The organism is Exiguobacterium sp. s149 (genome assembly GCF_018618395.1).
In the GTDB taxonomy this organism is placed as follows: domain Bacteria; phylum Bacillota; class Bacilli; order Exiguobacteriales; family Exiguobacteriaceae; genus Exiguobacterium; species Exiguobacterium chiriqhucha.
This window is the reverse complement of sequence record NZ_JACSLZ010000001.1, coordinates 567,359-581,824: the sequence shown is the minus strand read 5'-3', so window position 1 is coordinate 581,824 and position 14,466 is coordinate 567,359. Positions and strand designations below refer to the sequence as shown.

The following is a 14,466-nucleotide window of genomic DNA, read 5'->3' as shown; positions in this document are numbered from 1 at the left end:
TTAATTTAATATGTTTATTTGTGAAAAGTAAATCGTTTAGACAGACAAGAAAAAATAAGATTACTCGAATCTATTAATTTTTAAGGTATGGAAACTATTCTATTTCAATCGAGTGGCTTGCTTTCATTAGAATTATCCTTATCAATTTAAGCCCAAAGTTGAATGTTTTTTGTCTCGTTGCGCGCAGTAATCTGACTAATGGAAGTCTCAATATGTCAACACCGTAAGGGGAAAACCATAAAATTATATGCGAGCGTTTACGGTGAAAATATTTTTAACAAAAAATCGAACCAGTCAACGGGACCGGTTCGATTCGCATGGTTATGTGGTTTTAAGGGGAGGGGTCACTTCTTCACCATTCGTCGCGATGACTTGCTTGTACCAATCAAAGCTCTTCTTCTTCGAACGGGTGAGGGTTCCGTTACCCTCGTTGTCTTTGTCGACGTAGATGAAGCCGTAACGTTTCTTCATCTCACCGGTCGAGGCACTGACCAAGTCGATCGGGCCCCAGCTCGTATAGCCGAGAATCTCGACGCCGTCCTTGATGGCCTCATGCATCTGTTCGATATGTTTCGCCATATAGTCGATGCGATAGTCGTCTTCGACGTAGCCGTTCGCGTCTGGCATATCGACGGCACCGAGTCCATTCTCGACGACGAACAACGGCTTCTGGTAGCGGTCGTACAGCTGGTTCGCCGTAATACGGAAGCCGGTCGGGTCGATCGTCCAGCCCCATTCCGACTTCTCGAGGAACGGGTTCTCGAGCGAGCTGAAGATGTTGCCTTGCGTCGTCTTATTGATTTCCGGGTCCGTGCTCGTCGTCCGGCTCGCATAATAGCTGAAGCCGATATAGTCGACCGTGTACTGTTTCAACAGCTCAAGGTCGCCGTCTTCCATCTCGAGCGTGATACCGTTTTCGTCGAGGAAACGTTTGGCATAACCTGGGTATTCGCCACGCGACTGCACGTCGATGAAGAAGAACGATTCACGGTCCTTGCCCATCGCGTCCAAGACGTCGTCCGGGTTACATGAGTAGGCGTACGTCTGGCCGGCCGCGAGCATGCAGCCGACTTGCATGTCGGGGTTGATGGCGTGCGCCGCCTTGACTGCTTTCGCGCTCGCGACGAGCTGATGGTGGGCAGCCTGATATTTTGACTTGCTGCTTGTCCTCGCCGTCTTCGAAGACGAGTCCAGCGCCGATGAACGGCAAGTGCAGCAGCATATTGATTTCATTGAACGTCATCCAATACTTCACTTTGCCGTTATAGCGGGTGAACAGCGTCGTCGCATACGTCTCGAAGAAGTCGACGACACGGCGGTCGCGCCAACTGCCATAGTTTTGGATGAGGCTGACCGGCACGTCGAAGTGGGCGATTGTGACGACCGGCTCGATGCCGTGCTTCAACAGTTCATCGAAGACGTCATCATAAAACTGAAGACCGGCCTCGTTCGGCTCGGCGTCGTCACCGTTCGGGAAGATACGGGCCCATGAGATTGACAGACGGAGCGCCTTGAAGCCCATCTCGGCGAACAGCGCGATATCTTCTTTATACCGGTGATAGAAGTCGATTGCTTCGTGTGACGGATAAAACTCGCCTGGTACCGGCTCGAGTGACGGTAAGTCGCCGAACATGACGTCGAACCGCTTCTTGCCGGTCGGCAACAAATCGACCGTCGTCAAGCCTTTGCCACCTTCTAAGTACGCACCTTCAGCTTGGTTCGCGGCGATGGCGCCGCCCCATAAAAATCCGTTTGGAAAACTCATCAAATCCATCCTTTCTAAGATAGGGGAGGGACGATCCCTCCCACATTTTATTCGTTAATGACAAACAAGGCTTCGCCTGAGCGAACGTTTGTGGCGCGGCTCGGTGAAATCACTTTGCGGTTCGTGACGATGACCGGTGTCGTGAGGGCACGGCCAGAGCGTTTGATCGCGTCGAGGTCGAACTCGATCAACAGCTGTCCTTTCTCGACAAATTCGCCTTGCGTGACGTGTGCTTTAAAGTGTTTGCCTTCGAGTTGAACCGTGTCCATACCGATATGGATGAGCACCTCAGCGCCCGTCTCGGTCGTGATGCCGATGGCGTGATGCGTTGGGAAGAGAGCGGATACCGTCCCAGATACCGGGGCGACGAGCTTGCCTTCCGTCGGTTCGATGGCGACGCCTTGACCGAGTGAGCCCGATGAGAAGGCGACGTCCGAGATGTCTTTCAAGCTGACGACGTTCCCGGCGAGCGGGCTGAGGATCTGTTCTTGACCGACTTTTGTCGCTGATACTTCTTGTGAGACCGGTGTGACTTCTGGTTGTGGCGTTGCGGCGACCGCTTTATTGACGCCACCGAACAAGTACGTCAAGACGAAACCGACGACAAAGGCGGCGGCCGTCCCGATGAGTGAACCGTAGAAGCCGGTCGTGATGCCTTCCGGTGAGATGTTCGACGGGTAACCGAAGACGCCGAGTCCACCGATGATATACACTTGCGTACCCATGACACCCATGATGGCACCACCGACGGCACCACCGATACAGCTCATGATGAACGGTTTTTTAAGTGGGAGCGTGACCCCATAAATGGCTGGCTCAGTGACACCGAAAATGCCTGAGATGAAGGCCGGAATCGAGAGCGTTTTGATTTTTTGATTTTTGATTCGGAGGAAGACTGCGAGTACGGCACCGATTTGCGCGAATGAGGCCGCGAAGACGAGTGCGAGTACAGGGTCAGCCCCGAGTGACGTTAAGTTGTTGATGGCGACCGGGACGAGTCCCCAGTGCAAACCGAAGATGACGAACACTTGCCAGAGACCGCCGAGGAAGATCCCGGCGATGAGCGGGCTCAAGTTGTAAACGGCGACCGTGGCGCTACCGAGCAACATACCGGCCCAAGTCGCGATCGGTCCGATCAAGATGAACGTGAGCGGCACGATGATGAGTAATGTCAATAATGGAACGATGAACATTTTGACGACGTCCGGGATGACCGTCTTCAAGAACTTCTCGAGTTTCGCTGCGAAGAACGCTGCGATGATGATCGGGATGACGGATGTCGAGTACGTCATCAAGATGACCGGGACACCGAGGAACGTGATATGAATCGGTGACTCGAACATCGTGCCGGCGAAGACGGTGTAGAGCGGGTCGCCGGCCGTGAGTGTCGATAGCGTCGGATAGACGAGCGCCGCCCCGATGGCCATCCCGATAAACGGGCTGCCGCCGAACTTCTTGATGGCTGTATAGCCGAGGAAGATCGGGAAGAAGTAGAACAGCGAGTCGCCGATGGCGTTCAACAGTTGATACGTACCGGATGTGGCGTCGAGCCAACCGACTGCGACGAAGAGGGCGTTGAACCCTTTGATCATCCCGGTCGCGGCTAAGACACCGAGGACAGGAGTGAAGATGCTAGAGATGATATCGATGAATCGGCTGAACAATGAGCCTTTCGGGCCGTCCTCTTCTTCGACAGGTGACTGGTTTTGGAAGCCGCCGACCTCGACGACCGCTTTATAGACGTCCGGGACGTGGTTGCCGATGACGACCTGGTATTGACCGCCACTCTTCATGACGGTGACGACACCGTCCATGTTTTTGATGGCTTCCGTGTTGGCCTTGCTCTCGTCTTTCAATTTGAAACGCAAACGGGTGATACAGTGGACGACGCTGTTGACGTTCTCTTTGCCGCCGACTTGCTGGATAATGTCGCGTGCGAGCTGTTCATACTTCATGTCCATACCTTCCTTTTCATTGGATTTTTGGTTTGCGTCAAATAAAAAACCTGACCCGTGTCAGATGAAATACGTGAAATCACGTCTACCATCTGACTCGAGTCAGGTTATGCCCACTAAAGGTAACATTCCTGCGCAGGAGACCGTTCAGTTGTTATTTGATACTTGAAATGTAGCACGTGCCAAAACAAAATGTCAACGCTTACATTTAGGAATTTTCAGATTTCTTTAATCTGTCACAAATGAGATTTTTTTACTTCTATAGACGGGGATTATTTTGAATTGAAACCAACGTAGGGAAGGATTCGTACATACATTAACACTAACTAAAGGAGCTTTGACCATGAGACGTGAACAACATATCCGCCGCCTCGTCGATTACGCACGGCAAGGAAATGCAAAGACATTCATCATTGGGGCCGCTTCGGCCATCATCACGGGAACGCTCGTCCAGTACGTGTCTCAATACGAATTCGTCGTTCTCGGTATCGGATTTCTAGGCGTCATTCCGTTGGCCATTCGCGAATGGAAACTTGGCACGATCCGAGCCTCGTTCAACGACAATTCGACGTATCAACGGCTCGTCCGGTTGCCGTTTTGGCTGACGTTGTGCGGATTGATCATGCTGTACGCGCTCCTCGGCTGGTACGATTTCGGCTCGGCGGATTCGTCCTTCTTTATCTTGTTCGCAGCGCTCTGCATGGGGATGTTTGGTTTCCAGCGTGCCTTCGACTGGGTCATCTTGAAACTCGAACCGGATTATATCACCGACCGCGAACTGCATCGCGAGTTGAAATGAAAAAACGAGGTCACCCGGCGCGGGGTGACCTCGTTTTTGCTTACAGATAGCGTTCGTTCATGACCCGCCCCCGAATTGGTTTAGCGGGTGATCCATAAGCGACGACGTGGTTCGGGATGTCCTTGACGACCGTGGCCCCGGCCCCGATGACCGTATCGTGCCCGATGTGGGCGTTGTGGATGACAGTTGCGCTCATACCGATGAACGTCCGGGTGCCGACATGGACGTTGCCGCCGAGATGCGCGCCCGGGGCGACCGAGGCGAACGGGTCGAGCACACAGTCATGATCGACCGAAGCCATCGTGTTGATGATACTGTGCGGGCCGATGACGGCGTTCGGATTGATGACGCTACCAGCCATGACGGCCGTCCCTGCGCCGAGGGTGACGTTCTTGCCGATGACGGCGCTCGGGTGGATGGCGTTGATGAATTTGAAGTCTGGGTAATGGTACTTAATTTTTTCGGCAATACCCTCACGATGGACGTTGTCTCCGACACCAATGATTCCTCTTTGAACCACTATCTTCGAATCCATGAATCCCAACACTGGGTATCCTGCGATGAACTTTCCTAAAAGAGATGGACTATCATCATAGATCCCTGCGATGCGATAGACGCCCATCAATTCGAGAATATCAATCAACACTTGCGCATGACCGCCTGCACCAAATATTACAATCCATTCCATGATTGGCCACCCCTTTTTTTGCCGAAACGTGTCGAATTTTATCTTGTACGTTAGTTATTTCCGATTCTCCGCATTTAAAACAAAATCAAAAAGAAGTTGCGAACATAGTTTGATATCAAAGTATATTCGAAGTGAAAACGAATGCCTTCATATAATGACGCACGTTCTAAAATTCGAAACAGCGTGATTTGGATTGCAAAAGGATTATCTACATTTCCGTTTTGTTGTTTATTAGACGGGCTATTTTCCTAAAGTAATCTATCTACGGAGGGAGTGCTCGCCATGCCTTTGAAACTGATGTATATCACGAACCAGCCGGAGATCGCGCTGCTCGCTGAACAGAACGGGGTCGACTGGGTGTTCGTCGATTTAGAGTTGAACGGGAAAGAGGAACGGCAAGGTCATCTCGATACGGTCATCTCACGCCACGCGATTCGTGATGTAGGCCGGTTGCGTGCGGTCTTGAAGCATGCCGAGCTGCTCGTGCGCGTCAATCCGATTTTTCAAGGCTCGCGCTATGAAATCAATAAAGTCGTCAATCGCGGCGCGGACGTCATCATGTTGCCGTACTATAAGACGGTCGACGAAGTCGCGATGTTCATCGAACTTGTCGATAAGAGGGCCAAGGTCTGTTTATTGTGCGAAACGAAAGAGGCCGTCGCCTGCATGCGGGACGTTCTCAAATTACCAGGCATCGATTATATCCATATTGGCTTGAACGACCTCCATTTGAGTTACGGTCAAAGTTTCCTATTCGAGCCGCTTGCCGATGGGACAGTCGAGGCAGTCACTCGTCAAATTCAAGCATCGGGAATCCCATACGGATTCGGCGGCGTCGCTCGCGTCGGGGAAGGAAAGCTTCCAGCCGAGAAGGTGCTTGGGGAACACGTGAGGCTCGGTTCGTCGCTCGCCATCCTATCGCGCAGTTTTTGTAATATTGGGGCAATCGGGAAATTTGATGCTAAACAGGCACAAATCTTCCAAGAAGGGGTATGGAAAATTAGAGCGTACGAGCAACAGCTCGAACACGCGACTCCGGAGTGGCTGGAATTGAACCGGTTGAACCTTGTCTCGACCGTGCTCGCCATCACGACGGAAATCCAGAACCGGAAAGGAATTTTGTCATGAATTTGCTGTCGACAGGAGTGCGGTTGGCTCCTGAACAACTCGCAAAACTCGAACAACTCGGCTATTCGGTGACGACGCTCCGCGAAGAGGCGGACGTGACGGACATCGACGTCTCCGAAGTCGAGGGCTTGATTTGTAATAATGTGTTTCAGTATTGTCACGTCGACGATTTTGAACGGCTACGGTTCGTCCAAGCCGTCAGCGCCGGACTCGATCGTCTCCCGCTCGACGAGCTCGAGGAGCGAGACATCCGCATTTATAATGCCGGTGACACGTACGCCGTGCCGATGGCCGAATGGGTCGTCTGGCAATTGCTCGACTTCATGAAGCACGGGGCGGCGTTCCGGGAGAAGCAGGCAAACCGGCATTGGGAGAAAGAGCGCCGATTGCGTGAATTGACCGGAAAGACCGTGGCCTTGCTCGGACTCGGTCATGTCGGAGAGGCGGTCGCGACACGGCTCCGGGCGTTTGATATGAAAATCATCGGTGTCGGGCATCGTGAGAAACAGGTGCCGTTCGTCGATCGTTACGTGCTGATGGATGAACTGCACGACGTCTTGGCGGAAAGCGATGTCGTCGTCGTCGCCTTGCCGCTCACCGATGACACGTATCATGTGATTGACGAAGGGGCGATTGCGTCGATGAAGGAAGACGCCGTCTTATTGAACGTCGCGCGCGGATCAATCATCGACGAGGAGGCGCTCATCGCCGCACTCGAAGAAGGTAAGTTTTTCGGGGTCGCCTTGGATGTTTTCGAGACGGAGCCACTACCATCCGATCACGCGCTCTATAACTTCGAATGGGTGTCGCTCACCCCACACAACTCGTACGTGTCGGATCGAGTAAACGAGCGACTGTTCGACAACATCTTTCACAACTTGCGACAAGAACAGTTACAGTAATTTGCAAAGCTGACCGGAGGGTCGGCTTTTTTCGTTTTTTATACTTCACAAAAAGATTATCCACGGCTCATTCCGTTTGTGAGTTACCTGAAAGAGCTTACGGGAACAACGATGATAGAATCACACCCGCTTTTCACTCACATCATGAAACGACAACCTAGAAGGAGTGACCCACATGCCAAGCCTTACCCCCCTCATCAGCCTGGTCGTACCCATCTACAATACAAGCGCCTTTTTGAGACAGTGTCTCGATAGCCTTGTCCACCAAACGTATCCTCATCTCGAAATCATATGTATCGATGACGGCAGTACGGACCACAGTCTCGACATTGCATTGAGCTACGATAAGGACCCGCGGGTTCGTGTCCTGAGTCAGACGAATCGAGGATGCTCGTCTTGCCGGAATCGAGGTCTTCAAATGGCATCGGGCGAGTATATCATGTTTATCGACAGCGACGATTGGCTCGATCTAGATGCGATTCGATTAATGGTCGAGCACGCGGAGGCTGAACGTGCCGATGCGGTCATGGGGACGTATGTGCGCGAATACGAAGGGCGTTCACTTCCTAAACGAATCTTTGAAGCGGACTTTTTGTCGTATGACGCAGAGGAAACGAGACGTTATGTCCATCGCCGTCTGTTCGGACTCGTCGGTGAGGAGCTCGCTCATCCAGAAACCGTGGATGCGCTCAATTCAAATTGCATCACGCTCTATCATCGTGACCTCATCAAACATTTGTCGTTTGGCGGCCCATACGGCACGTTCATCGATTTATATTTTCAAATCCAGGCGTTGGAGCATTGCCAGCGATTTATCTATATCGACTATCCAGTCTACCACTATCGAAAAACGAATGCGGATTCGGAAACCAGTTCCTACAATAAAGAGCTTATCAACTCACGGTTACAGTTTTTCCGTATTTTAATGCGTTATATTGAGACGCACCAGCTCGGAGAGGAGTACAATCGGGCGCTCTATAATCGAATCGCACTCAGTATGATTGGAATCGGGCTAAATGAACTGGCGGCACCAAAGTCGTTTATCGATCAAGCCGAATCCCTCAAGCAAGTGCTCCGAAACGAAGAGTACAAACGAGCCTATTCGCAGATGGACATGCAATATTTCGATATGAAGTGGCGGACGTTCTTTCAGCTTTGTAAACATGAAAAAACGGTCCCGCTCGTCTTGATGCTGCGTGGTGTCGACTACTTACGGAAACGCGTGTGAGGAGGAGAGAGTGATGAAACGAGTACTCATGGTCGCCTCGGTCGTCTCCATGATCGAAAGCTTTAACCGGGACAACATCCGGATGCTCCAAGAGATGAACTACGAAGTGCATGTCGCCACGAACTTCGAGTGGGGCAGCATGTATTCGCCTGAGAAGATAGCCCGCATCAAACAGGATTTAGAGGCGAACGGGGTCACTTTGTTCCAAATCGATTTCGAGCGCGACATCAAGAAGATGAACGGCCACGTCCGGGCCTATCAACAGTTGAAGGCCGTGATGACGGCGAACCGGTATCACTTCATCCACTGTCACTCGCCGATCGGCGGGGTCATCGGGCGGCTCGTCGCGCGTCAGACGCATACCCCGTGCATGTACACGGCCCATGGCTTTCACTTCTTCAAAGGCAGCCCATCCCTCAACTGGATGCTCTATTATCCGGTCGAACGAACGCTTGCCCGGATGACCGATACGATTGTCACCATCAACGAAGAGGACTTTTCACGGGCGCAAACGTTCAAAACGTCGCATACGTTCCGAATCCCCGGGATCGGGGTCGACACGAAGAAAATCGAGGCGGTCACGATCGACCGGCCCGCAAAACGTCGAACGCTCGGCATCGACACCGACACGGATTTCGTCTTGTTGTCGGTCGGCGAGTTGAATGAAAACAAGAACCACGAAACGATCATCCGGGCCATTGCCACGTTGAACGAGCCGACGCTCCATTATTTGATTGCCGGGACAGGGGAGAATAAGGATCATCTCGACCGGTTCGTCCGTGAACTTGGACTCGAACAACAAGTCCGATTGCTCGGTTTCCGAGATGACGTGATTGAAGTGATGAAGGCGTCGGACTGCTTTGTCTTCCCCTCGAAACGTGAAGGTCTTGGTATGGCCGCGCTTGAGGCGATGGCCGCCGGGCTTCCGCTTATCACGTCGAACGTCCACGGCATCAATGACTATTCGATTGATGGGGTGACCGGCTACAAATGCTCCCCGGAAGATGTGGTAGGTTTCGCCAAGTCCATTCGCACGATGCAACTTGACTTTGATTTGTCGCATCAAATGGGCTTGCATAACAGCGAATCGGTCAAAGCGTTCGATGTGGAATGCTCGAAGAACGAGATGCGGCGTATCTACTCGCAATTTATCCAAGATAAGCCGACATGATAGTTCATGAAAAGATGGTAACCTTTTCTTTTCGATTTGCAGAGAACGGCGGGTAAGAAGGTAAGACAGAGATCGACCTCATCATCACGTCTGAGTTTTGTATAGGCAACTTCGTCTGAAGGAGGGTTTACGTGTGAAAAGTCAAACGATGTTATTATCAGAAATATTTAATGTATTTAAGAAAAACGTCCTGCTCCTCATGCTCATGATGCTCATCGGTGGTGGTGCCGCCTATTATTTAAGCCAATATGTGATTGCACCGACCTATGAGGCCTCGACACAAGTGTTGATCGTTCCGAAGGAAGAGGCGGGCACGAACGTCGTCGACAGCGCCCAAGTGTCATCATCCCTGTCATTGGTGAACACGTATCGGGTCATCATGCGCAGCCCTGCCATCTTGAATGAAGTGCAAGAGCGAGTGGCACAAGCACCGACGGATATCAGCGAGATCTTGCTCGTTGAAAGTGAGGAAGAGTCTCAAGTCATCAATATTGTCGTCCAGTACGCCGATCCAGTCGTGGCGACTGACATCGCGAACGTAATCACTCAGGTGTTCGCGAATGAAATTCCAGACTTGATGAACATCGACAATGTTCGCATCCTATCGGAAGCCGTCGTACCAGGCGAACCGATTGCACCAAGTGTCGTCATGAACACCGCGCTCGGCCTGGTCGCAGGTTTTATAGTTGGAGGGGTGCTCGCCCTCATCCGTCACACGTTTGACAAACGGATTCATGATGAACGGGAGGCAGAACTGATTTTGTCCATGCCGGTCATCGGTTCAATCCCAATCATTGAAAAGCGTGATATGAACCCAAAGGTAGTAAAACCAAAAGCTGAGGCTGGCAAAGAGCCGAAAGGAGACGATCCGCATGTTCCACCTGTCAAAGAAACAAGACAAACATCGTGATTCCGGGCGCAGACTCATCACGTTAGCCAATCCTAAATCCCCGATTGCCGAACAATATCGAACGATTCGGACCAACCTACAGTTCACGGCGCTTGGGGCCACGTTACAAACGATTGTCGTCACCTCGGCTTCACCAGGCGAAGGGAAATCGACGACGGCTTCGAACTTGGCCATCGTCTATGCCCAGCTTGGAAAACGAGTGTTACTTATGGACTGTGATATGCGCAAGCCGACGGTCCATTTCACATTTCAGCTTTCGGGTCAAACGGGAATGTCCACTGTCCTCGCCAAACGGACAACGTTTGATCGTTCGGTTCAAATGACGAAAGTACCGAAGCTTCATTTGTTGGCAGCGGGTCCAATCCCACCTAACCCGTCGGAGTTGCTCGCATCGCCGATGATGAAGCAACTGTTGGATGAGGTGAAGGAAAAGTACGACTTGATCATCTTGGATGCGCCGCCGCTCATGCACGTGGCGGACAGCCGACTGCTTGCGAGTGAGACCGACGGGACAATCCTCGTCGTCGGTTGTGATAATTCAAACCGAGACCTCGTGTTAAAGGCGAAAGAACAGCTCGTCTTGTCTGGTGCCCACATGCTAGGGATTGTCATGAACAAGCGGGAACGAGGCGGCAAGGACGCCTACTACGCCTATACGTATGAGTAAGGAGGAAGAACCATGCGGATTTTACACATCAATGCCATCCATGAAGAAAAAAGTACAGGACGAATCTGTAAAGAGATTTCGTCCGTAGCGCTTGCCCATGGCCATGAGAGTGTCGTCGCTTATGCGACAGGTCCAGATACGGGAAGCGGGTTCCGCATCGGTTCATCCCTTGATCAAAAACGACATGCCTTCTTGTCCCGCTTGAGCGGGAAACAAGGCTATTTTTCAAAAGGGACGACGGTTGAACTCATCGATTTTATCGAATCGTACAAGCCTGACGTCGTACACTTGCATAATCTTCACTCCAATTACATCCATCTCGATACCTTGTTTAACTGGCTCAGTCACACCGACACGCCGACGGTATTGACGCTCCATGATTGTTGGTTTTACACCGGGAAGTGCACACATTATACACGGACCGGTTGTGAACGTTGGCGTGATGGCTGCGGCAGCTGTCCAAGACTCAAATTAGATAATCCGAGTTGGGGTCTTGATCGGACTGCCGAGATGTGGCACGACAAACAACGCTGGTTCGAAAATATCTCACGACTCGCCGTCATCGGCGTCTCCGATTGGATCACGATGGAGGCGCGATTTTCGCTCCTCGGTAATGCGAAAGTGATTCAGCGGATTCATAACTGGGTCGACCTCGATATTTTCTACCCTCGGGACACGTCGGAAATACGGGCGGCACTTGGGTTCGAAAACCGTTTCATTCTATTAGGCGTCGCTAGTTCCTGGGACGATTCAAAAGGGTTGTCTGATTTCTTAAAAGTGGCACGAGCGTTGCCGGAAGCACGTTTGTTGCTCGTCGGAGACATTTCCGACATCAGGTTACCGGTGAATGTGATTCATATTCCTTCGACGAATCGTATCGAGGAGTTGGCTGACTATTATGCGCTCGCAGATGTGTTCCTCAACTTATCGGTCGAAGAATCGTTCGGGAAAGTGACCGCGGAAGCGATGGCCTCGGGGACGCCGGTCGTTGTACTTGATGCTACAGCGAACCCAGAGCTGGTCCCCAGCACGTGTGGTGAAGTCGTAGCTCCCGATCGCATGGAGGATATATTGGGCGCAATCGAAAAAATTCGGCGACTCGGCAAGGAACACTATGCGGATTCCTGCGTCGAACATGCACGTTCCTCCTTTTCAATGGAAGAGCGGGTCATGGATTATCTATACGTTTATGAAAGCCTTGTTCACGATAAAAGGAGGAATCTAGCATGGAACGTCCCCTCGTCTCAATCGTCATCCCCGTTTACAATGGAGCGGACTATCTAAAAGAAACCATCGAGAGCGCCCTTGCTCAAACGTATGAGCGAATCGAGGTGCTGGTGATCAATGACGGGTCGACCGATGGCGGGGCGACCGCTGAGATTGCTCGTCGCTTTGGGAGTCAGATCAGATACTATGAAAAGCCAAACGGCGGAGTATCAACGGCGCTCAATCTAGGCATTGAGAAGATGCGAGGAGAGTGGTTCTCATGGCTGAGTCATGACGACCTTTATGAACCGGAAAAAGTGAATAATCAAGTCGAGGAACTCCGAAAACTAGGTGATCAGGCCCAACGTTACATCTTATCCTGTGGGACGACGTTGATTGATGAAGCCGGTGCGCCTATTTACCGTCCTAGAAGACAGTTGAAAGGTGTATACACAGATGAGGCGATGTTTGATTACCTGTTGCTGAAAGCGTGTTTGAGCGGCTGTGCACTACTCATTCCGAAACGTGCGCTTGAACAAGTCGGTGGATTCCCGACGACGTATCGATACATTCAAGACTGGGTATGTTGGGTCGACTTGGCGTCGGCTGGATATCAGTTCAAAGTGACGACGGCACCGCATTCGAAGACGCGCATCCACGCGAAGCAACAAACCAAAAAAATCGCCGACCTCGCACCGATCGAGACGGCCCGCTTTTTTGAACGGCTGTTGATGCGACTCGAAGCCACGAGCAGTACAACCACGCCACAAATCAAAACGGTGTTCAAGGCGGTATATCGCTCAACTGACCCAGAAGTGAGGGAGGAGCTGTTGCAGCGCTTTGATGGGCACCGTCATTTGAGTCGGATGGAACAGAAACGATTGAATCTGTCAGCCATCATTTATCATCGGATGTTGACGCTTTATCGCGGCATGATGAATCTTCGCTATCGATAAACGTGAAAAGGAGGAGTTGAAATGTGGATCTATCTGATCAATATGTTGCTTCTGATTGCATGGGCGGCCCTCCTTTTGCGTGATGACGGAATCAAGAACGGGAAGTTGCTGTTTGTGACGATTGCGACATGCCAATGGATTTTATTGTCTGGATTTCGTCACTTTAGCGTCGGTGCTGACACGATGCAATACAAATGGATGTTCGACGAGACAAAAGGCATCTCATGGAAACGGCTCGGTGACAATTTTGTTAACGTCTTGTTCGGCGGAGGGGACGGACGCGATCCAGGTTACTACTTACTACAAAAAACGATTCAACTCGTGACCGAGAACTACCAATGGTACCTCTTGGCGGTCGCGCTCTTGTTCCTGATTCCGTTCGGAGTTTGGATTTATCGCAACTCGACGGAGCCATTGCTCAGCTTCTTGATCTTTTCGACATTGTTTTACGCCTTCTTTGCCATCACGGGCATCCGCCAGACGATTGCGACGGCAATTGCCGTGTTGATTGGCTACTACTTTATACAGACGAGACGGTTTTGGCCTTTTCTCGGGATCGTATTGCTTGCGGCGACGATTCATCAATCCGCTCTCGTCTTCCTTCCATTCTATTTTTTGGCCACAAAGACGATCACATCACGCTATCTGCTGTTTATGGGAGCGTTGATTCCATTCCTGTTCGTCTTTCGGGTTCAACTGTTCGAATTTTTCCGCACCATCAGCGGTTATGAAGAATATGAGTACTACACGGGGTCAGGTACCTTTAACTTCTCGATGATCTTGATTTTAATCACGGTCGTATCACTCTGGCGGCGTGAACAGATGATCGCGGTCAACCCGAATGTGACCCATTATTTGAACGCCTTGTTGCTCGCCCTTTGCTTTCTGCCGCTTACGTTCATCAACCCCTCGATGATGCGAATCGTCCAGTATTTCTCAGTGTTTGTCATGCTATTGATCCCAGAACTGCTCCGTTCTTTCGAACGTCGGGAGCGCCTGCTCGTCTATTACGTGGCCATCACGATGCTATTGCTCTTGTTCGTCCGTAACGAACCGCTTTATATGTTCTTTTGGCAACAGAAATAAGGGGA

12 protein-coding genes and 1 pseudogene are annotated in these 14,466 nt (G+C 51.3%); 10 read left to right on the top strand and 3 right to left on the bottom strand.

The features are described 5' to 3' along the window. Window positions 1–321: 321 nt before the first annotated feature. Both KNP81_RS02955 and KNP81_RS02950 read right to left on the bottom strand, forming a co-directional pair. Window positions 322–1,774: pseudogene (locus KNP81_RS02955) on the bottom strand (6-phospho-beta-glucosidase). 38 nt (window positions 1,775–1,812) lie between these two features. Continuing rightward, a complete protein-coding gene (locus KNP81_RS02950; RefSeq protein WP_214718262.1) occupies window positions 1,813–3,720 on the bottom strand; it encodes a beta-glucoside-specific PTS transporter subunit IIABC in 1,908 nt (635 codons plus the stop codon). Between the two features lie 343 nt (window positions 3,721–4,063). Between KNP81_RS02950 and KNP81_RS02945 the strand changes: the two genes are divergently transcribed. After that, entirely contained in the window at window positions 4,064–4,519 is a 456-nt protein-coding gene (locus tag KNP81_RS02945; RefSeq protein ID WP_214718258.1) for a hypothetical protein, read from the top strand. Between the two features lie 40 nt (window positions 4,520–4,559). On the opposite strand, the gene KNP81_RS02940 is transcribed toward KNP81_RS02945, so the two are convergent. After that, the gene (locus KNP81_RS02940; protein WP_214718256.1) at window positions 4,560–5,207 is read right to left on the bottom strand and encodes an acetyltransferase; all 648 of its coding nucleotides are present in this window, start codon (window positions 5,205–5,207) and stop codon (window positions 4,560–4,562) included. 282 nt (window positions 5,208–5,489) lie between these two features. Between KNP81_RS02940 and KNP81_RS02935 the strand changes: the two genes are divergently transcribed. From KNP81_RS02935 to KNP81_RS02895, 9 genes are all read left to right on the top strand, one after another. Further along, a complete protein-coding gene (locus KNP81_RS02935) occupies window positions 5,490–6,335 on the top strand; it encodes an aldolase/citrate lyase family protein (RefSeq protein ID WP_214718254.1) in 846 nt (281 codons plus the stop codon). Continuing rightward, window positions 6,332–7,237, top strand: coding sequence for an NAD(P)-dependent oxidoreductase (locus KNP81_RS02930; RefSeq protein ID WP_214718252.1), 906 nt, complete (start codon window positions 6,332–6,334; stop codon window positions 7,235–7,237). The genes KNP81_RS02935 and KNP81_RS02930 overlap by 4 nt, the downstream gene beginning before the upstream one ends. Window positions 7,238–7,412: 175 nt before the next feature. Then, window positions 7,413–8,465, top strand: coding sequence for a glycosyltransferase family 2 protein (locus KNP81_RS02925; protein ID WP_214718250.1), 1,053 nt, complete (start codon window positions 7,413–7,415; stop codon window positions 8,463–8,465). A gap of 13 nt (window positions 8,466–8,478) precedes the next feature. After that, window positions 8,479–9,636 carry a glycosyltransferase family 4 protein gene (locus KNP81_RS02920; protein WP_214718248.1) on the top strand — a complete coding sequence of 386 codons (1,158 nt, stop codon included), beginning with the start codon at window positions 8,479–8,481 and terminating at the stop codon, window positions 9,634–9,636. Window positions 9,637–9,769: 133 nt separating this feature from the next. After that, window positions 9,770–10,546: a YveK family protein gene (locus tag KNP81_RS02915; protein WP_214718245.1), complete on the top strand. Its 777-nt coding sequence runs from the start codon at window positions 9,770–9,772 to the stop codon at window positions 10,544–10,546. Beyond that, entirely contained in the window at window positions 10,509–11,213 is a 705-nt protein-coding gene (locus tag KNP81_RS02910; protein WP_214718244.1) for a CpsD/CapB family tyrosine-protein kinase, read from the top strand. The genes KNP81_RS02915 and KNP81_RS02910 overlap by 38 nt, the downstream gene beginning before the upstream one ends. Before the next feature lie 12 nt (window positions 11,214–11,225). Continuing rightward, on the top strand, window positions 11,226–12,497 hold the full coding sequence (locus KNP81_RS02905; protein ID WP_214718242.1) for a glycosyltransferase: 1,272 nt from the start codon (window positions 11,226–11,228) through the stop codon (window positions 12,495–12,497). Next, entirely contained in the window at window positions 12,440–13,375 is a 936-nt protein-coding gene (locus KNP81_RS02900; protein ID WP_214718240.1) for a glycosyltransferase family 2 protein, read from the top strand. Before KNP81_RS02905 ends, KNP81_RS02900 begins: the two co-directional genes overlap by 58 nt. Window positions 13,376–13,396: 21 nt before the next feature. After that, a complete protein-coding gene (locus KNP81_RS02895) occupies window positions 13,397–14,461 on the top strand; it encodes an EpsG family protein (RefSeq protein ID WP_214718238.1) in 1,065 nt (354 codons plus the stop codon). The last annotated feature ends 5 nt before the right edge of the window (window positions 14,462–14,466 follow it).